This window comes from Pseudocitrobacter faecalis, assembly GCF_965231525.1.
GTDB classification, from domain to species: Bacteria; Pseudomonadota; Gammaproteobacteria; order Enterobacterales; family Enterobacteriaceae; genus Pseudocitrobacter; species Pseudocitrobacter faecalis.
In genome coordinates this window covers 2,746,882-2,765,276 of record NZ_CBDDNJ010000002.1, presented here as the reverse complement: position 1 = coordinate 2,765,276, position 18,395 = coordinate 2,746,882, and the positions used below count along the sequence as shown (strand labels likewise).

Annotated in this window: 18 protein-coding genes; 6 read left to right on the top strand and 12 right to left on the bottom strand. The window is 55.6% G+C overall.

Annotated features, from left to right (window positions below; translation table 11 throughout):
• The first annotated feature begins 4 nt into the window (after window positions 1-4).
• The 4 genes from ACOXYR_RS13790 to ACOXYR_RS13775 all read left to right on the top strand — a co-directional run bounded on the left by ACOXYR_RS13790 (window position 5) and on the right by ACOXYR_RS13775 (window position 3,961).
• Window positions 5-529 (top strand): YbjO family protein, encoded by a 525-nt coding sequence (locus ACOXYR_RS13790; protein WP_108474633.1) that lies wholly within the window; start codon window positions 5-7, stop codon window positions 527-529.
• Between the two features lie 42 nt (window positions 530-571).
• Entirely contained in the window at window positions 572-1,705 is a 1,134-nt protein-coding gene (rlmC, locus tag ACOXYR_RS13785; protein ID WP_421355581.1) for a 23S rRNA (uracil(747)-C(5))-methyltransferase RlmC, read from the top strand.
• Window positions 1,706-1,778: 73 nt separating this feature from the next.
• Window positions 1,779-2,486 carry a response regulator transcription factor gene (locus tag ACOXYR_RS13780; RefSeq protein ID WP_108474631.1) on the top strand — a complete coding sequence of 236 codons (708 nt, stop codon included), beginning with the start codon at window positions 1,779-1,781 and terminating at the stop codon, window positions 2,484-2,486.
• Window positions 2,483-3,961 (top strand): sensor histidine kinase, encoded by a 1,479-nt coding sequence (locus tag ACOXYR_RS13775; RefSeq protein ID WP_407732421.1) that lies wholly within the window; start codon window positions 2,483-2,485, stop codon window positions 3,959-3,961. Before ACOXYR_RS13780 ends, ACOXYR_RS13775 begins: the two co-directional genes overlap by 4 nt.
• A gap of 37 nt (window positions 3,962-3,998) precedes the next feature.
• On the opposite strand, the gene artJ is transcribed toward ACOXYR_RS13775, so the two are convergent.
• The 6 genes from artJ to ACOXYR_RS13745 form a co-directional block, all read right to left on the bottom strand.
• Complete coding sequence (artJ, locus tag ACOXYR_RS13770) at window positions 3,999-4,730, bottom strand: arginine ABC transporter substrate-binding protein ArtJ (RefSeq protein WP_108474629.1); 732 nt, start codon at window positions 4,728-4,730, stop codon at window positions 3,999-4,001.
• A 181-nt stretch (window positions 4,731-4,911) separates the two neighbouring features.
• Entirely contained in the window at window positions 4,912-5,580 is a 669-nt protein-coding gene (gene artM, locus ACOXYR_RS13765) for an arginine ABC transporter permease ArtM (protein WP_108474628.1), read from the bottom strand.
• Window positions 5,580-6,296 carry an arginine ABC transporter permease ArtQ gene (gene artQ, locus ACOXYR_RS13760; protein WP_108474627.1) on the bottom strand — a complete coding sequence of 239 codons (717 nt, stop codon included), beginning with the start codon at window positions 6,294-6,296 and terminating at the stop codon, window positions 5,580-5,582. Before artQ ends, artM begins: the two co-directional genes overlap by 1 nt.
• Window positions 6,297-6,302: 6 nt before the next feature.
• Entirely contained in the window at window positions 6,303-7,034 is a 732-nt protein-coding gene (artI, locus tag ACOXYR_RS13755; RefSeq protein ID WP_041686492.1) for an arginine ABC transporter substrate-binding protein ArtI, read from the bottom strand.
• A gap of 20 nt (window positions 7,035-7,054) precedes the next feature.
• Window positions 7,055-7,783 (bottom strand): arginine ABC transporter ATP-binding protein ArtP, encoded by a 729-nt coding sequence (artP, locus tag ACOXYR_RS13750; RefSeq protein WP_108474626.1) that lies wholly within the window; start codon window positions 7,781-7,783, stop codon window positions 7,055-7,057.
• 362 nt (window positions 7,784-8,145) lie between these two features.
• On the bottom strand, window positions 8,146-8,661 hold the full coding sequence (locus ACOXYR_RS13745; RefSeq protein WP_108474625.1) for a lipoprotein: 516 nt from the start codon (window positions 8,659-8,661) through the stop codon (window positions 8,146-8,148).
• 306 nt (window positions 8,662-8,967) lie between these two features.
• Between ACOXYR_RS13745 and ACOXYR_RS13740 the strand changes: the two genes are divergently transcribed.
• Window positions 8,968-9,291: a heavy metal-binding domain-containing protein gene (locus tag ACOXYR_RS13740; RefSeq protein ID WP_108474624.1), complete on the top strand. Its 324-nt coding sequence runs from the start codon at window positions 8,968-8,970 to the stop codon at window positions 9,289-9,291.
• Entirely contained in the window at window positions 9,288-10,118 is an 831-nt protein-coding gene (locus ACOXYR_RS13735; protein WP_421355580.1) for an N-acetylmuramoyl-L-alanine amidase, read from the top strand. Before ACOXYR_RS13740 ends, ACOXYR_RS13735 begins: the two co-directional genes overlap by 4 nt.
• Window positions 10,119-10,165: 47 nt before the next feature.
• Here the strand turns inward: ACOXYR_RS13735 and ACOXYR_RS13730 are convergent, their stop codons facing one another.
• The 6 genes from ACOXYR_RS13730 to hcp all read right to left on the bottom strand — a co-directional run bounded on the left by ACOXYR_RS13730 (window position 10,166) and on the right by hcp (window position 18,264).
• Window positions 10,166-11,179, bottom strand: coding sequence for an NAD-dependent epimerase/dehydratase family protein (locus ACOXYR_RS13730; RefSeq protein WP_108474622.1), 1,014 nt, complete (start codon window positions 11,177-11,179; stop codon window positions 10,166-10,168).
• Window positions 11,180-11,264: 85 nt separating this feature from the next.
• On the bottom strand, window positions 11,265-12,707 hold the full coding sequence (locus tag ACOXYR_RS13725) for an SDR family oxidoreductase (protein WP_108474621.1): 1,443 nt from the start codon (window positions 12,705-12,707) through the stop codon (window positions 11,265-11,267).
• Between the two features lie 10 nt (window positions 12,708-12,717).
• Window positions 12,718-13,719 carry a low-specificity L-threonine aldolase gene (ltaE, locus tag ACOXYR_RS13720; protein ID WP_421355579.1) on the bottom strand — a complete coding sequence of 334 codons (1,002 nt, stop codon included), beginning with the start codon at window positions 13,717-13,719 and terminating at the stop codon, window positions 12,718-12,720.
• Window positions 13,720-13,755: 36 nt separating this feature from the next.
• Entirely contained in the window at window positions 13,756-15,474 is a 1,719-nt protein-coding gene (gene poxB, locus ACOXYR_RS13715) for a ubiquinone-dependent pyruvate dehydrogenase (protein WP_421355578.1), read from the bottom strand.
• 158 nt (window positions 15,475-15,632) lie between these two features.
• Window positions 15,633-16,601 (bottom strand): NADH oxidoreductase, encoded by a 969-nt coding sequence (hcr, locus tag ACOXYR_RS13710; RefSeq protein WP_421355577.1) that lies wholly within the window; start codon window positions 16,599-16,601, stop codon window positions 15,633-15,635.
• Window positions 16,602-16,611: 10 nt separating this feature from the next.
• Window positions 16,612-18,264 carry a hydroxylamine reductase gene (gene hcp / locus ACOXYR_RS13705; RefSeq protein WP_421355576.1) on the bottom strand — a complete coding sequence of 551 codons (1,653 nt, stop codon included), beginning with the start codon at window positions 18,262-18,264 and terminating at the stop codon, window positions 16,612-16,614.
• Window positions 18,265-18,395: the final 131 nt, after the last annotated feature.

Genomic DNA, 18,395 nt, shown 5'->3' with positions numbered 1-18,395 from the left:
AAGGTTGTATTCGGTTCCCTGCCGGTGGGGAACCGATTTCACGGAAGACGACATCTTGGGATTCTTTGCTAAAACCAGCCGTTCACATGCCAGCTTAAACGTTCCTGCTCTGGTGCAGGTGGCGGCGCTCGCCATTATTTTGATTCGTTGTCTCGATCTGCTGATGATCTTCAATCTGTTGGGTCTGCGCGGGCTCCTCGATTTTATTCATCGTAGCGTGCAAACCTGGAGTCTGACGTTGGTGTTTCTGGCGAGTCTGATGCTGGTGTTCGTTGAAATCTGGTGTGCGTTTTCCGTAGTAAAAGGGCGCAACTGGGCGCGCTGGCTCTATCTGTTGACGCAAATTATCGCCGCTGGCTATTTGTGGGCGGCGTCGTTGGGCTATGGCTACCCGGAATTGTTCAGCATCGCCGGAGAGTCAAAACGGGAAATATTCCGTTCGCTGGTGATGCAGAAAATGCCGGATATGCTGGTTCTGTTCCTGCTTTTTGTCCCGGCACACAGTCGACGGTTTTTCCGCTTCCAGTAACGGTGATACAATCGCCGCCCCTGAATTTCTGAAGGTCTTTGTATGCAGTGCGCACTTTATGACGCGGGTCGCTGTCGCTCATGTCAGTGGATTGAACAGCCGGTAAACGATCAACTCGCCGCTAAAATGAACGATCTCCACACGCTGCTGGCCGGGCAGACGGTAGAGGCGTGGTGCGCACCCGTCAGCGGGCCAGACCAGGGTTTTCGTAATAAAGCCAAAATGGTGGTCAGCGGCAGCGTGGAAAAACCGCTGCTGGGCATGCTGCATCGTGACGGCACGCCGGTTGACCTGACCGATTGCCCGCTGTATCCCGACTCTTTCGCGCCGGTTTTCGCCGTGATCAAGCCGTTCATCGCGCGCGCCGGGCTGACGCCCTATAACGTCGCGCGTAAACGTGGCGAGCTGAAGTATCTGCTGCTCACCGAAAGTCAGCGCGATGGCGGCATGATGCTGCGTTTTGTGTTGCGCTCTGAAAGCAAGCTGGAACAGCTTCGCGCCGCGATGCCCGCGTTACAGGCGCAGTTGCCGCAGTTGAAAGTCATCACCGCCAATATTCAGCCGGTACACATGGCGATTATGGAAGGCGAGCAGGAGATTTTCTTTACCGAACAGCAGGCGCTGGCGGAAACGTTTAATGGCGTGCCGCTGTGGATCCGTCCGCAAAGTTTCTTCCAGACTAACCCAACCGTTGCCAGCGCTTTGTACGCGACGGCGCGCGACTGGGTGCGCGCACTGCCGGTCACGCACATGTGGGATCTCTTTTGTGGTGTTGGCGGTTTTGGCCTGCACTGCGCGACGCCGGAGATGACCCTCACCGGTATCGAAATTGCGCCGGAAGCCATCGCCTGTGCAAAGCAGTCTGCGGCGGAACTGGGGCTGACTAAGCTTCAGTTTCAGGCGCTTGATTCCACGCAGTTTGCCAACGCGCAGGGTGACGTGCCTGAGCTGGTACTGGTCAATCCGCCGCGTCGGGGCATCGGTAAAGCACTGTGCGATTACTTAAGCCAGATGGCTCCGCCGTTTATTATCTACTCCAGCTGTAACGCCCAGACGATGGCAAAAGATATAGCCAATCTGCCGGGCTACCGCATCGCGCGGGTTCAGCTATTCGACATGTTCCCCCATACCGCCCACTATGAAGTGCTTTCGCTGCTGGTAAAAAGCGGAAGTTAAACAAAATGTGAACTTTTGCCGGGCGGAAATCAGGTAAGCTTTATCTCAGAAGAGTTGGAAAAGGCACTGATTGATGACGGCAAAACAGATCCTGCTGGTGGAAGACGATCGCGATATCGCCACGCTGCTGCAACTTAACCTTGAAGATGAAGGCTATACCATCGTCCATGAAGAGGACGGCGGTAGGGCGTTACAGCGCCTGGAGCAGACGCAATGGGATATGGTGATCCTCGATTTAATGCTGCCTAACGTCGATGGGCTGACAATTTGCCAGCGTATCCGCGAGCGCGGGCGCTATCTGCCGGTGATTATTATCAGCGCGCGCAGCAGCGAAACGGAGCGCATTCTGGGCCTTGAAACCGGGGCCGATGATTATCTGGCAAAACCTTTCTCGGTGCAGGAGCTGGTGGCGCGTATTAAAGCGCTGTTCCGTCGCCAGCAGGCAATGGGGCAGGATGTGCAGCAAACCAGCGGCACCATTGCCGCCCATGGGCTGGTGATCGACCCGCTGGCGCGCAGCGTGCGTTTGCGCGGTAATCTGGTCGATCTCACCCCGCGTGAATTCGATTTATTGTGGTTCTTCGCCCGCCATCCGGGGGAGACGTTCTCGCGCCTGGATCTGCTCGAGCAGGTGTGGGGCTATCAGCATGAAGGCTACGAACACACGGTGAATACACACATTAATCGCCTGCGCGTCAAAATCGAACATAACGCCGCTGAGCCGGAAATCATTCTGACCGTCTGGGGTAAAGGGTATCGTTTTGTTGGAGGCCCGGCATGAAAGCGAAACTAAGCCTGAGCCAGCGCTTAACGCTACTGTTTATTCTGCTGCTGGTATTGTGCGCGACCATCGCCGGGGCGGTGCAACTCTACAGCAGCATGCAGTTTGGTAACGCGATGGTGCAGCGGCTGTCGGCGAATCTGGCGCAACAAATTGTGCGCAGCGAGCCGCTGATGGATGCGCAGGGCAGGGTGGATCGCAACACGCTAAAACCGCTTTTTGACCGCCTGATGACTTTTAACCCCAGCGTGGAGCTCTATGTTATCTCGCCCGATGGCGAGATTCTGGCCGATGCTGCGCCGCCAGGGCATATCAAGCGCCAGCGCGTCTCGCTCGCTCCGGTAGAACAGTTCCTGAATCAGGCTGCGATGCCGGTGTATGGCGACGACCCGCGCAGTGCTGATAAGCATAAAGTCTTCAGCGCCGCACCGCTCCGTCAGGACGGTGAACTGCGTGGGTATCTCTACATTATTTTGCAGGGTGAAGAACTCAACGCCCTGGCAGAAAACGCCTGGCATAAAACACTGTGGAGCACGCTGCTGTGGGCGCTGTTGTTAGTCGCGGCCGTTGGGGTACTGGTGGCGGTGCTGGTGCGTCAGTGGGTGACGCGCCCGGTGAATGCCTTAACGCGCGAAGCCAGCCGCATCGATCAGGACAGCATTAGCGCGATTAAACATCTGGCCGCCCAGCCGACGGTCGATGAGCCGGGCGATGAAGTGGCGTTGCTGCGCAATACGTTTATCGAGCTGGCGCGCAAAATAGCCTCGCAGTGGGATGCACTGGCCGACAGCGATCGCCAGCGTCGCGAGTTTATCGCCAATATTTCCCATGACCTGCGCACGCCGCTTACGTCGCTCCTCGGTTATCTCGAAACCCTGTCAATGAAAGCCGCTACGCTGACGCCGGAAGAATCCCGGCATTATCTGGAAATCGCCCTGCGTCAGGGGCACAAAGTGCGTCACCTCTCGCAGGAATTGTTTGAGCTGGCCCGGCTGGAACATGGGGCAATTAAACCCCAGCGGGAGCGCTTTGCCCTGAGCGAACTGGTTTCCGATGTGGTGCAGAAATTCGATCTCTCCCTTGAGACGCGCAAAATCACCTTACAGACGGAGATCCCTGCACATTTACCGCTGATCAACGCCGATCTCTCGATGGTGGAGCGCGTGGTGACCAATTTGCTCGATAATGCGATTCGTCATACGCCGCCGGGGGGAACAATCCGCCTGAAGATCTGGCAGCAGGAGGAACGGTTGCAGATGGAAGTAGCCGACAGCGGGCCGGGTATCGACGCAGCGGTGCGGGAACAGCTTTTTGTTCGCCCTTCGGCGCTCAGTCAGCAGGCGACGCGCGAGAAGCGTGGTGGGTTAGGTTTGCTGATAGTCAAAAAAATGCTGGAGCTGCACGGTGGGGGAATCGGGCTGGAGGAATCGACGGGCGGGGCGTGTTTTCGTTTTTGGCTTCCGTGCGGGCGGTGATTACCGGATGGCGTAGCAGCCATCCGGCGAAGAGCACTTACTCAGGGAACCACTGATTGCTGATTTTCTGATAGGTACCATCAGCTTTAATCGCTTTCAGCGCGCCGTTCAGTTTTTCCAGCAGGGCTTTGTTATCCGGACGAACCGCGATGCCAAGGCCCGTGCCAAAGTATTGCGGATCGGTCACTTTCTCAGTTGCCGCACCCAGTTGCGGGTTGGTTTTCAGCCACTCGTTCACTACCGCGGTATCACCAAATACGCCATCGATACGGCCATTTTTCAGGTCGATAATCGCGTTCTGGTAGCTGTCATAGGCCACGGTTTTCACTTCAGGATGCTTATCCATCAGGTATTTCTGGTGGGTGGTGCCGTTTTCCATCCCGATGCGTTTGCCTTTCAGGTCAGCGAAGGTTTTATAGGTATCTTTCTTCGCGATCACCAGCGCAGAGTTAGCGTAGTACGGTTCGGTGAACGCCACCTGCTTGCTACGTTCCGGGGTGATATCCATTCCGGAAATCACGGCGTCATATTTTTTGAATTTTAGCGCCGGGATCAGGCTGTCAAACGCGTGGTTAGTGAAGGTGCACTCTGCCTGCATCTGTTTGCACAACGCTTTCGCAAGATCGATATCAAAGCCGACAATCTGATTGCTGGCATCCATCGACTCAAACGGTGGGTAGGTTGCGGAAACGCCAAAGTTGATTTTATCTGCGGCGCTGGCGCCAGCGGCGAAGGTGGCAAGTAATGCGGCCAGAACTAACTTTTTCATCGGTAAGGCTCCCGTCTGTCAAAATTAAAAGATGCTGCCCTGCGTGTGGCATGAATATATCCTGCCTGTTCCTGAATTTATATGCAATAAAAATGATTTTTTATTTTATTGGTTATAAAAAAAAGCGGACAACTTATCAGGTTGTCCGCTCTATGATTGTGCCTTTATGCAATCATCGTCATCAGTTTCTGCGCTCGAATACCAGCGCTTTACGCTCTATCAGACGCATCAGCAGCGTCAACAGACCGTTGACGATAAGATAGACAACGCCCGCCGCGCCAAAGACCATTACATCGTAGGTGCGACCATAGAGCAACTGACCGTGGCCCATAACTTCCATCAGCGTGATGGTATAGGCCAGCGAGGTGCTTTTGAAGACCAGCACCACTTCGTTGGAGTAGGAAGAGAGGGCACGTTTCAGCGCGTACGGCAGCAGAATGGCCAGCGTATCTTTCTTACTCATTCCCAGCGCGCTACAGGATTGCCACTGCCCATCAGGAATGGCGCGAATCGCCCCGTAGAACAACTGTGTGGTATACGCGGCGCTGTTCAGCGACAGGGCGATTAACGCGCACAGCCACGGTTCAGAGAGCAAATGCCACAGGGCCGGATAATCCTGCAACGACGGGAACTGGCCCGGGCCGTAGTAAATCAGGAAGATCTGCACCAGCAGCGGCGTGCCGGTAAACAGCGTGATATAACCGCGCACAATCCAGACCAGCAACGGCGTTTTCAGCGTCAGGATGATAGTAAAAATCAGTGACAGGATCAGCGCAACGGCAATTGACGCTACGGTCAGCGTCAGGCTGGTGTGCAGCCCTTTCATCAGTTCCGGTAAATACTCGAGCATCAGCCTGGTCTCCGTTCGAAGCGAGTGGTACGCAGGTCAATGCGTTTGAGGATGTACTGGCTGAGCAGAGTGATCACCAGATAAATCGCCGCCGCAACGATGTACCAGGTAAACGGCTCCTGCGTACGCGTGGCGATACTTTTGGTTTGCAGCATTAAATCGTTCACGCTAATCAGCGACACCAGCGCGGTATCTTTCAGCAGCACCAGCCACTGGTTACCGAGCCCCGGCAGCGCATGACGCCACATCTGCGGCATCACCAGACGGAAGAAAATGGCTGTTTTCGACAGCCCCAGCGCCTGGCCCGATTCCCATTGACCAATTGGCACCGCTTTCAGCGCACCGCGCAGGGTTTGCGAGGCATAGGCTGCATAAAGCAGCGACAGCGCAATCACGCCGCACAGGAACGGGCTAACGTCGAAATTTTCGATCTGCATCTGCACCGGAATTTGCACCACGCCAAGGTTAAGCGTGAAGCCATCCGAGAGCATCAGCAGTAGCTGTGAGGAACCGAAATAGATAAACAGAACCACCAGAATCTCCGGCAGCCCACGCAAAATGGTCACGATAGCGGAGCCCACCCACGCGACAGGACGCCATTTTGCTGACTCCCATACCGCGAAGAACATCGCCAGCGCCAGCCCAATGACCAGTGCACAAACGGCAAGGCCGACGGTCATCCCGGCGGCGCTTGCTAACGGAAAAAATTCGTTCATCAGATCTTACTTCTGGAACCATTTGCTGTAGATGGTTTGATAAGTGCCATCTTTTTTCACTTTTTCCAGGGCTGCGTTGAATTTCTGCTGCAGCTCGGTGTTGCCCTGACGAACGGCAATGCCAAGTCCGGTGCCGAAGTAGTCTTTATCCGTCACTTTATCACCGATAGCCGCCAGTTTGTCGTTGGCTTTCAGCCACTCGTTTACGACGGCAGAGTCACCGAAGACCGCATCAATACGACCGTTTTGCAGATCAAGCTTCGCATTCTGATAGCTGTCGTACGGCACGGTGGTGATTTCCGGATGTTTATCCATGATGAATTTCTGGTGAGTGGTGCCATTCTGCACGCCCACTTTCTTGCCTTTCAGCGCATCAATGCTGGCGACTTTACCCTGCTGGCCGATAAACAGCGCCGAGTTGTCGTAATACGGGGTGGTAAAGAGAACTTGTTTTTCACGTTCTGGCGTGATGTCCATCCCAGCCATGACCGCGTCAACGCGGCGGAATTTCAGGCTTGGGATCAGGCTGTCGAAGGACTGGTTGGAGAAAGTGCAGGTAGCATCGATCTCTTTACACAGCGCATTCGCCAGGTCGACGTCAAAACCAACAATCTTGTTGTTTGCATCCATCGATTCGAACGGAGGGTAGGACGCTTCGGTCGCGAAACGGATAGTCTGAGCAGCGCCAGCAGAGAGGCTTACGCTTGCGAGCAGTGCGGCAATCAGTACTTTTTTCATGGTCATTGTCCCGGGTCTCTTCAGTGAGAAAGGTAATTCTTAAACGCTTCAGTCTGTGGTTGGGCAAAGCAGCTGTTATCGCCCTGTTCGACGATATGGCCGTTTTCCATGTACACCACGCGGCTGGCGGTTTTACGCGCCACTTCCACTTCGTGGGTGACGATCACCTGTGTAATGTTGGTTTCCGCCAGTTCGCGAATGATGCTGACGATCTGGGCGGTGATTTCCGGGTCGAGAGCCGCGGTCGGTTCATCAAACAGCAGAACCTGCGGTTCCATCATCAGCGCACGGGCAATCGCCACACGCTGTTGCTGACCACCCGAAAGGTGCAGCGGATAACGATCGCTGTAAGGCTTCAGGCGTAAACGTTCGAGAAGTTTCTCGGCGCGCGCCATCGCGCTTTCTTTGCTCAGCCCCAGCACGCGGCAGGGCGCTTCAATCAGGTTTTGCACGACAGTGAGATGCGGCCAGAGGTTGTACTGCTGGAACACCATGCCGACGTTCTGGCGCAGTTCGCGAATGGCTTTATCCGACGGCGCTTTGGCGAAATCAAAATGATTACCGGCGATGTTCAGCGTGCCGGAGCGCGGCATCTCAAGGAGATTCAGCACGCGCAGCAGCGAGCTCTTACCCGCGCCGCTTGGCCCCAGCAGCACCAGCGTTTCACCCTGCGGGCACTCAAGCGTGATGTCGAACAGCGCCTGGTGCGCGCCGTAGAAGCAGTTAATGCCGTTTAATTTAATGCTCATCGATACTCGTCAAGATGCGTTAGCTGTAGGTACTTACCCTGAACGTTCGTTCAGCGGCTCACTCAGTTGCTGCGGTATCCAAAGGCTTAGGCAGAATAACCTTCTGCTCAACCCGGCTTTGCCCGCTCATTATGTAACGAAAATGTTGCTATATTCTCGAAGGTTTTCAGCAATTGAGGCCGCAAATAGTACCTTTGACAGAATAGTTATGCAATATTTGTGCGTTAAAACTTAAATATAAACCAGCGTTACACTTAAAGTTAGCACAAAATGTTGGGTGGGCGAGGCGGGAGGCAGAAATGTCGGCATTCCTCACGGAATGCCAGACAATTTACCCAAGTGATGATTGATGCCCGGGAAGGTTAGCGTTTTTCAAGCGACTGGCGCAGCGTTCCGGCTGGCGCGTGCACGCTGCCGCCAAGGTAACGCACATCATCAACCGCCCAGCACTGGCCTTCGCGGATCATCAGCACTTCATCCTGCCAGCTTTGCGTACCCTGTTTGAGGCTGACGCGCAGAGGAATATTGCGCGCATCGGTATTCGGAATGGTGGAAGCGCTGGCGACGGTAGCACTGTCTGCCGGCGTGGTGCGGCTTGAGAACGGATCGGACTGCAACAGGGCGCTGTGGCTGGCATCGCTGCGGCTGTCATTGAGCAATTTCGCCAGATCGTCGCTCAGGTACGGGCGAAGCGCCGTAAGGTCATTATTGCGATGCTGAATGCGATAATCGTAAAACTTTTGTGCCACGGCGTCCGGCCCGCCTTCCACGCAGGGCCCGCTTCGTGTACCGATATCTTTAAAGGCTGGCGTCACAGTAGTACAGGCGCTCAGCAGCATGACGCCAGGGAGGAGGAGTGCAAGAGTGGAGTAGCGCATAATTTTTCCTTTTAAGCAGCTCAACACATCCTCCTTCAAACGTGTCGTTTGTCCGATGCAGTCTGAAGGATTTGTGTATACGATTATGATGTTTACACTAAATCCTTCAAGTTACATCAAGGCGGCAAGGGAGTGAATCCCCGGGAGCTTACATGAGTAAGTGACCGGGGTGAACGGCCGCAGCCAACGCAGAGGTAGCGTGAAGGATGACGTGTATAATCCCTTTCCAAGCATAGCGTATCAGCCCGATAATGGCAGTGCGTGATTGACGCTAAGGCATTGAACGTTAAAAGAAGGAGTACAACGATGCAATTCTCAACCACCCCGACGCTGGAAGGCCAGACCATTGTGGAATATTGCGGCGTGGTCACCGGTGAAGCGATTCTCGGCGCCAATATTTTCCGCGATTTCTTCGCCGGCATTCGCGACATTGTGGGCGGTCGTTCCGGTGCCTATGAAAAAGAGCTGCGTAAAGCGCGTGAAATCGCCTTTCAGGAGCTCGGTGAACAAGCAAAAGCGCTGGGCGCTGACGCTGTGGTGGGTATCGACATTGATTATGAAACCGTCGGCAAAGATAGCAGTATGTTAATGGTGAGCGTCAGCGGCACGGCGGTGAAAACGCGCCGATGAAACGCTTCCTGACGCTGGCTTTACTCGCGGGGCTGCTGGTGGGCTGTGCGGGCGAAAAGGGCGTAATAGATAAAACCGGGTATCAGCTTGATACCCGCCATCCGGCGCAGGCTGCGTATCCGCGCGTAAAAGTGCTGGTTATCCACTATACGGCGGACGATTTCGATGTCTCGCTGGCGACACTCACCGATAAACATGTCAGCTCGCATTATCTCATTCCTGACGTGCCGCCCATGCACAACGGGAAACCGCGCATCTGGCAGTTAGTGCCGGAAGATAAACTGGCCTGGCATGCCGGTATCAGCTTCTGGCGCGGAGCGACGCGGATAAACGACACTTCTGTCGGCATTGAGCTTGAGAATCGTGGCTGGCAGAAAACGGGGAACGTAAAACATTTTGCGCCGTTCTCGCCGTCACAGATAGAGGCGTTGATCCCGCTGGCGAAAGATATCATTGCCCGTTACGACATCCAGCCGCAGAACGTGGTGGCGCATGCGGATATCGCCCCGCAGCGCAAAGACGATCCCGGGCCGCTCTTCCCGTGGCAGCAGCTTGCTGCGCAGGGCATTGGCGCCTGGCCAGATGCGCAACGGGTCGCGTTTTACCTGAACGGACGCCCGCCATATCAGCCTGTGGATACCGCCGGGTTACTCGATCTGTTGTCGCGTTACGGTTACGAAGTGAAACCGGATATGACGCCCGCGCAGCAGAAAAGGGTGATTATGGCGTTCCAGATGCACTTCCGCCCGGCGTTATGGAACGGCATTGCCGATGCGCAAACTCAGGCAATAGCGGAAGCCTTGCTGGAGAAATATGGGCAGGGTTGATGGATTGCGCCGGGGGCGCTGCGCTTGCCCGGCCTACATTTTCACCGCTAGCGGTGCAGCTTCCCGTGATCTTCCAGCCACTCGGCGGTGCGCACGATACCTTCGTTCAGCGTCACAATCGGCGTATAACCCAGTTCTTCTTTCGCGCGGGTGATATCGAGCGTGAAATCAAAGTTCAGCTTTGACACGCCGTAGTGGGTGAGGGCGGGCTCTTTGGCGGATTTATTGCCAAAGCGCTCCATGCTGCGCGCAACCATATCCAGCATCGGGTACGGCACGGAACGGATCCGGCACTTGATATCCAGTTCATCAATTAAACGCTCGACGATGCTGCGCAGGGTGCGCGGTTCATCGTTGGTGATGTTATACGCGCGGCCAGAAGGCAGGTTGTCGCACTGTGGCTGGCTTGCCAGCCACATGGCATGCACTACGTTTTCGTAATAGGTCATATCGACCATCGCATGGCCGCCGCGCGGCAGCAGCACGCTGCCGTAATGGTGCATCATCTGCGCCAGACGCGGAATAAACACTTTATCATGCGGCCCGAAAATACTTTGCGGACGCAGAATGGTAAAGCGCGTGTTCGGGTTAGCCTGCGCCAGCAGTTGCACAACGTCTTCACCGGCGGCCTTGCTGCGGGCAAACTCGCAGGCAAAACGGTGTGGACGAAAATCTTCTTTGATATCGCGATGGTGGTGATAATCGAAATAGAGCGACGGGGAAGAGATATGAATAAAGTTGCGCACGCCCCAGGCCACGGCCCATTCGCCCAGACGGCGCGTGGCGCGCACGTTGGCGAGGTCAAACGCTTCCTGGGTTCCCCACGGAGAGGTAAAGCTGGAGCAGTGCCACAGCGTATCGACACCGGCGAGCATGACCTTCGCCTGAGAAGAAACCAGTTCCGTTAAATCGGCGTGGACGAACTCCGCACCCATCTTCTCCAGCAGTTTGCCCATCGCTTCATTGCGACCGCTCGCTCTGACGCTGATGCCCTTGTTGCGCAAATACTCGACGGCATTTCTGCCGAGCCCGCTGGTCGCGCCGGTAACCAGTACCTTCATATCGATCCACTGTGTAAAAAGAATTTCGTGCGCATTTTTCCGTGAATTTCACTCTCATGCAATGGGAAACTAAGAAGAAATGAGCTTATGCCTCTTTTTTGCCCGTGATTTCTTCTGCAAGCCTGGCAATTCGCCGCGCCATACCGCGAAAAATGAACAGATGCGCGGGGATCATTAACAGCCAGTAGAGTAATCCTGGCATACCGTGTGGATGCCACCAGGCGCGAACGTCAAGTTCACGATGGTCGCCTTTATCGACGAGGGTGAAACTGAGTCGGCCCAGACCGGGCGCTTTCATACCAAACAGCAGTGAGAGTTGTTTCTCCGGCTCGACGATAATCACTTTCCAGCTATCAACACTGTCGCCCGTTTTCAGCCGCGCGTGCGCCGGGCGGCCTTTCGCCAGTTTATGCCCCACCAGCAAATCCATCGCGGCACGCGTTTTCCACAGAATATTGCCAAAGAAATAGCCTTCGCGACCGCCCAGTCGATTCACCACCTGCCACAGTGCCGCCAGGCTTGCCGGGGTTTTTACCGTATAACCCGCCTGTTTGGCGAAATAGCCGTATTCGGGCCGCCAGCGGGCAAACGCGTGTTCGTCGTAGCCCCAGTCGCTGGAGTTCACCAGCTTCTTTTCTTCTTCCAGCGTCTGGCGTACGGCTTCATCAAACGTAATCAATTTTTGCGGGATCAGCGCGCGCAGTTCGCGATCGTCTGCGAGAAGATCGTGCTTTAAGCCCTGGATCAGCGCTTTTGCAATTGTCGGCGGCACAGAGGTGATCACATTTAAGAACCACACCGAGATCCAGCTTGTCGGGAAAGGGATAGGGATCAAGGGGCGATGTCGACCGCTCACCGCCATAAAGTGCTCAAACTGCTGTTGATAGGTAAGTTCTTCCGGGCCCGCTGCTTCAAAGACGCGATGCTCTGAGGCTGGATATTCCAGCAGCCCCGCCAGATACACCAGCAGGTTTTCGAGGGCAATTGGCGTGGTGCGCGATCGAACCCAGCGCGGCGGTGTGAGAACGGGCAGGTTGTAAACCATATCGCGCATCACTTCGAAAGCGGCAGATCCCGCACCGACAATGATCCCCGCCCGCAGTTCGGTGAGCGGAATGCCCGCTTCCCGCAGAATATCTCCGGTGGCCTGACGGGCGCGCAGGTGTTCCGATTGTTCATGTGCGGGAGCCTGCAATGAGCTTAAAAAGATAATCTGTTTGACCGGAACCTGGCGAAGCGCATCGCGCACATTCAGCGCCACCTGTCGTTCATGGGCGAGAAAATCGCGGCTCTCACCCATGCCGTGCACCAGATAATAGAGCGTCTCTACGCCTTCAAGCAGGGCGGGGAGGGAAACCGGCCACTCAAGATCGAGTGAATGACAGGTTACGCCGGGAAGCTGCTGCTTTTCCAGACGGTCAATGTGCCGCGCCGCAGCCCGCACGGTATGTCCGCGCGCGCTCAGTTCCGCCACCAGATGCTGGCCGATGTACCCACTGGCACCGAGGACTAAAACGGTATGCGGCACGTCACTCTCCTTATTGGGCTAAAAACGCTTTCCAGTGGCTGACCACGTCGCTGAGCTGCTCGCGGCTGACGTCGAGATGCGTCACCAGACGCACTACCGGCGAGGCGTTGATCAGCACATCACGTTCACGCATAAATGCGCCCAGCGCGGCAGCCTGCTCATCACCTACGCGAACAAACAGCATGTTAGTGTCATGACGCATGACGTCCGCACCGATTTCACGCAGTTGTGTCGCCAGCCACGCGGCGTTGTCGTGGTCATCCTGCAAACGCGCGACGTTGTTTTTCAGCGCATAGAGCCCGGCGGCTGCCAGAATCCCGGCCTGACGCATTCCGCCGCCGGTCATTTTGCGCCAGCGTGTCGCGCGCTTGATGTAATCATGACTGCCGACGAGCAAAGAACCGACAGGCGTGCCGAGACCTTTCGAGAGACAAATAGTGAACGAATCACAATATTGCGCAATCTCTTTCAGTTCACAGCCGTATTCCACCACGGCGTTGAAAATGCGCGCGCCATCGACATGCAGCCCCAGCTTGCGCTCGCGGGTGAATTCCCACGCCTGACGGAGATAGTCTCGCGGCAACACTTTGCCGTTATGGGTGTTTTCAATGCTCAGCAGTTTGGTACGCGCAAAGTGAATATCGTCAGCTTTAATTTTAGCCGCGACTTTATCGAGTGGCAGCGTGCCGTCCACAGCTGCGTCAATCGGCTGCGGCTGAATACTGCCCAGCACCGCAGCCCCGCCCGCTTCATACAGATAATTATGCGCACCCTGGCCGACGATATACTCCTCGCCGCGTTCACAGTGGCTTAAGAGGGCAACCAGGTTGGCCTGGGTGCCAGTGGGTAAAAAGAGGGCGGCGTCTTTACCGGCAAGGCTGGCAGCGTAGCGCTGGAGCTCGTTGACGGTAGGATCGTCGCCATAAACGTCATCCCCAACCGGGGCGGCCATCATCTCTTCGAGCATGGCGCGACTCGGTCGGGTAACGGTATCACTGCGTAAATCGATCATGACATTTCCTTGTAACCGGGGAGAATGTCAGATGTTTTACCTTAGCCAGTTGGTTTTCGCCAGTTCCATCACTTCATCGCCGCGCCCGTTAATGATGGCGCGCAGCATATAGAGGCTGAACCCTTTGGCCTGCTCCAGTTTGATTTGCGGTGGCATCGCCAGCTCTTCTTTGGCGACCACCACATCCACCAGCACCGGGCCGTCAATACTGAAGGCTTTTTGAATGGCCTCATCGACGTCAGCGGACTTCTCTACGCGGATCCCTGTGATGCCGCACGCTTCGGCAATCCGCGCGAAGTTGGTGTCGTGCAGGTCGGTGCCGTCCGTCAGATAACCCCCGGCTTTCATCTCCATCGCCACAAAGCCCAGTACGCTGTTGTTAAAGACGAAGATTTTCAGCGGCAGTTTCATCTGCACAACCGAGAGAAAATCCCCCATCAGCATGCTGAAGCCGCCGTCACCGCACATTGCCACCACCTGGCGGCCAGGGTGAGTGGCCTGTGCGCCCAGCGCCTGCGGCATGGCATTCGCCATCGAACCGTGGTTAAACGAGCCGAGCAGGCGGCGTTTGCCGTTCATTTTCAGATAACGCGCGGCCCAAACGGTTGGCGTGCCGACATCGCAGGTGAAGATGGCATCATCAGCAGCGAAATGGCTGATTTGCTGCGCCAGATATTGCGGGTGAATGGCTTTATCGCTGGGTTTGGCGAGGTCATCCAGTCCCTTGCGCGCATCGCGATAGTGCTCCAGCGCTTTATCGAGAAAGCGGCGATCGGTTTTCTCTTCCAGTTTTGGCAGCAGGGCGCGAAGTGTCGATTTGATATCGCCGACCAGCGCCATATCGACCTTACTGTGCGCGCCAATGCTGGCGGGGTTGATATCAATCTGGATAATTTTGGCATCCGTGGGGTAGAACGGGCGATATGGGAACTGTGTGCCGAGCAGGATTAGCGTATCGGCGTTCATCATCGCGTGGAAGCCCGACGAGAAGCCAATCAGCCCGGTCATGCCCACATCGTAAGGGTTGTCGTATTCGACGTGTTCTTTGCCGCGCAGGGCATGAACAATCGGTGCTTTCAGTTTAGCGGCAAATTCCACCAGCTCTTTATGCGCCCCGGCACAACCGCTGCCGCACAGGAAGGCGATGTTGCTGGAGTAGCGCAACAGTTGCGCCAGTTTATCAAGTTCTTCTTCGGCGGGTGTCACTACCGGAAGCGGGGCGTGATACCAGTGGCTGCTGGCGCTTTCCGGCGCGGCTTTCAGTGCCACGTCGCCTGGAAGCACAACCACCGATACGCCGCGATTGAGCACTGCTTTGCGCATGGCAATCGCCAGCACCTGCGGAATTTGTTCGGGTGACGAAACCAGTTCGCAGTAATGACTGCATTCGCGGAACAACTCCTGCGGGTGCGTTTCCTGGAAATAGCCGCTACCGATTTCGCTCGACGGAATATGGGCTGCTATTGCCAGCACCGGCACGTGGTTGCGATGGCAATCAAACAAGCCGTTGATTAAATGCAGGTTGCCTGGCCCGCACGAGCCCGCACAAACGGCAAGTTCACCGGTGAGCTGTGCTTCTGCGCCTGCGGCAAAGGCGGCCACTTCTTCGTGGCGCGTGGGCATCCAGTCAATGGTGCCCATTCTGTTGAGGCTGTCACTCAGGCCATTTAACGAGTCTCCGGTGACGCCCCAGATGCGTTTAACGCCAGCTTGTTCAAGGGTTTTAGCGATATAAGCGGCAACGGTTTGCTTCATGGTTTTCCATCTCCTGAAATGTGATATCGCTAACAAGTTTAGTCGAAGATAACGGTTGTGCTTTTTATTTTCCCTTTGATTTGTATGGTTTTATGTCAATGCATAAAAAAACGGTCATCGTTTCCGATGACCGTTTCGGTTTTGGTTGTTTCAGGCGTTTATGCCAGCACTAAATCACCCTGCGGATGGCAGGAGCAGGCCAGTACGTAGCCGTCGGCGATTTCCTGTTCGCTTAGCGTCATGGTGCTGGTGACGGTGTAATCGCCAGACACCACTTTGGTTTTGCAGCAACCGCACACGCCTGCACGACAAGCGGCCTGAACCGGCACTTTGTTGCTTTCCATCGCCTCCAGCAGCGTCGTGCCTACCGGGCCGTAGAATTCCTGCGCCGGTTGCAGTTTGGTAAATTTCAATCCGCTGTTAACGGCGTCGGCCACCGGCGTAAAGAACTTCTCTTTGAAGAAGCGAGTTACGCCGAGCGCTTTCACTTCTTTCTCCACCATGTCCATGTACGGCGCGGGGCCGCAGGTCATCACGGTGCGCGCGGCAATATCAGGCACGCTTTGCAGCAGCTCGCGGCTTAAACGGCCAGAGACAAAACCGTGGGTGGCGTTGTTTTCTGCGACCAGCGTGACCGGATAGTTGCGCCATTCGTCAGCGAAAATCACATCCTGCGGTGAGCGAATGTTGAAGATAACCTGCACGTCAGCCTGCGGGCGATATTTTGCCAACCAGCGACGCATCGAAATGATCGGCGTCACCCCGCAACCGGCTGCCAGCAGCAGGAAACGGTCGTTCGGCTCATTGTCACAGGTAAACTCGCCCATCGCATCAGACAGCCAGATGTAATCGCCGCGTTTGACATCGCGGGTCAGCCACTGAGAGCCCGCACCATCGTCGATACGACGAACGGTCAGCGTAATGTATTCGCTGACACCCGGCGTCGATGAGAGGGTATAGGCGCGCAGGGTATCTGCAGAGTTACCCACGCTCACCAGCGCATGCTGGCCAGGGCGGTACGGATAGTAGTCGTGACACAGCAGTGACAGCGTCCACACATCCGGCGTTTCCTGATGGATGTGGTGTACCTGCATCCGCCACGGACATTGAGGGGTTGGCATTGTCATCGTTTACTCCTTACGCGCTCAGCAACTGCTTCATGTCTTCCTCAACGGTGGTCACGGAACGCAGACCAAATTTCTCGTTGAGGATTGCCAGCAGATCCGGGGTGAAGAAGCCCGGCGCAGTTGGCCCGGTGACGATGTTTTTCACACCGAGGGACAGCAGAGTCAGCAGGATAACGATCGCTTTTTGCTCGAACCAGGAGAGCACCAGAGAGAGCGGCAGGTCGTTAACACCACAGCCCAGTTTTTCTGCCAGCGTCACCGCCAGAATAATCGCGGAGTACGCATCGTTACACTGACCGGCATCCACCAGACGCGGCAGGCCTTCGATATCGCCGAACTCCAGTTTGTTGAAACGGTATTTACCGCAGGCCAGGGTCAGGATCAGGCAATCGTCCGGGACGCTGGTGGCGAAATCGGTGAAGTAGTTACGTTCACCACGCGCACCGTCGCAACCGCCGACCAGGAAGATGTGACGCAGTTTTTCGCGGCTGACCAGATCAATCAGGGTATCCGCTGCGCCCAGCAGTGTCTGACGGCCAAAACCAACGGTGATCAGATGCGGGATTTCGCTGTACGGGAAGCCCGCCATTTGCTGCGCCTGGGCGATAACCGGGCCGAAGTTGTCGCCTTCGAGGTGGCTCACGCCCGGCCAGCCGACAATGCTGCGGGTCCAGATACGGTCGTCGTATGCGCCAACGGTCGGGTCGATGATGCAGTTTGAGGTCATCACGATAGGGCCCGGGAAGCGGGCGAATTCAACCTGCTGGTTCTGCCAGCCGCTACCGTAGTTGCCGACCAGATGTTTGAATTTACGCAGTTCCGGGTAACCGTGTGCCGGCAGCATTTCACCGTGGGTATAGACGTTAACGCCGGTGCCTTCGGTTTGTTCCAGTAAGTTGTAGAGATCTTTCAGGTCGTGACCGGAAATCAGAATACATTTCCCTTCGGTTGCTTTCACGTTCACCTGAGTCGGCGTTGGGTGACCATATTTGGTGGTTTCACCGGCATCCAGAATACTCATTACTTTGAAGTTCATCTGGCCGATTTCCATTGAGCACTCCAGCAGAGCGTTCATATCGGAAGGCCAGGTGCCCAGCCACGCCATGATTTTGTGATACTGCGCGTAGATGTCGTTATCGTACTGACCGAGAACGTGCGCGTGCTCCATATAAGCGGCCGCGCCTTTCAGGCCGTACAGGCACAGCAGACGCAGGCCGAGGATGTTCTCGCCAATCGCTGCTTTGTCTTTGTTCGGGGTAAATTCAGCGGCCTGCTGCTGCAGTGCGCCTAAATCATCGCTGACCAGATGCAGGTCGGCCATCGGGTTATTCACGCTCGCGTGGGCATCAACGGCCAGGCATTGGGTTTTCAATGCTTCACGCAGGGCGATAGCGTCACGCGCGTAGCTAACGATACGCGGAGAATCGAAGTTGACGTTGGTCAGCGTAGAGAAAAATGCACGTGGCGCAAAGTTATCAATCGCATGATCGATAATGCCGTATTCACGCGCTTTCACCGCCCAGGCGGAGAGCCCTTGCAGAGCGGCAATCAACAGATCCTGAAGATCGGATGTTTCGGCGGTTTTACCGCACATCCCCTGCGAGTACGCGCAGCCGTTTCCTGCCGGAGTACGGATGGTTTGTTCACATTGCACACAGAACATGGTCATACCTTTTAAAGTTATATTTAATATACATGTTTAAGGGTAAGCCTGTGCCATATGCTTGAAAAGCGGTTTTTATGGCTAGTTAAAGGGAGGTTGATTTAGCGCAATTTTGGCGGCAGCGAAGGCTA

Bases quoted from the DNA above. Each gene is read 5' to 3' on its own strand.
- ACOXYR_RS13775 (WP_407732421.1), top strand. From the start codon at position 2,483: ATGAAAGCGAAACTAAGCCTGAGCCAGCGCTTAACGCTACTGTTTATT.
- artQ (WP_108474627.1), bottom strand. From the start codon at position 6,296: ATGAACGAATTTTTTCCGTTAGCAAGCGCCGCCGGGATGACCGTCGGC.
- artJ (WP_108474629.1), bottom strand. From the start codon at position 4,730: ATGAAAAAGTTAGTTCTGGCCGCATTACTTGCCACCTTCGCCGCTGGC.
- poxB (WP_421355578.1), bottom strand. From the start codon at position 15,474: ATGAAGCAAACCGTTGCCGCTTATATCGCTAAAACCCTTGAACAAGCT.
- ACOXYR_RS13735 (WP_421355580.1), top strand. From the start codon at position 9,288: ATGAAACGCTTCCTGACGCTGGCTTTACTCGCGGGGCTGCTGGTGGGC.
- ACOXYR_RS13745 (WP_108474625.1), bottom strand. From the start codon at position 8,661: ATGCGCTACTCCACTCTTGCACTCCTCCTCCCTGGCGTCATGCTGCTG.
- ACOXYR_RS13740 (WP_108474624.1), top strand. From the start codon at position 8,968: ATGCAATTCTCAACCACCCCGACGCTGGAAGGCCAGACCATTGTGGAA.
- hcp (WP_421355576.1), bottom strand. From the start codon at position 18,264: ATGTTCTGTGTGCAATGTGAACAAACCATCCGTACTCCGGCAGGAAAC.
- artM (WP_108474628.1), bottom strand. From the start codon at position 5,580: ATGCTCGAGTATTTACCGGAACTGATGAAAGGGCTGCACACCAGCCTG.
- artI (WP_041686492.1), bottom strand. From the start codon at position 7,034: ATGAAAAAAGTACTGATTGCCGCACTGCTCGCAAGCGTAAGCCTCTCT.
- ACOXYR_RS13730 (WP_108474622.1), bottom strand. From the start codon at position 11,179: ATGAAGGTACTGGTTACCGGCGCGACCAGCGGGCTCGGCAGAAATGCC.
- ltaE (WP_421355579.1), bottom strand. From the start codon at position 13,719: ATGATCGATTTACGCAGTGATACCGTTACCCGACCGAGTCGCGCCATG.
- ACOXYR_RS13780 (WP_108474631.1), top strand. From the start codon at position 1,779: ATGACGGCAAAACAGATCCTGCTGGTGGAAGACGATCGCGATATCGCC.
- rlmC (WP_421355581.1), top strand. From the start codon at position 572: ATGCAGTGCGCACTTTATGACGCGGGTCGCTGTCGCTCATGTCAGTGG.
- hcr (WP_421355577.1), bottom strand. From the start codon at position 16,601: ATGACAATGCCAACCCCTCAATGTCCGTGGCGGATGCAGGTACACCAC.
- artP (WP_108474626.1), bottom strand. From the start codon at position 7,783: ATGAGCATTAAATTAAACGGCATTAACTGCTTCTACGGCGCGCACCAG.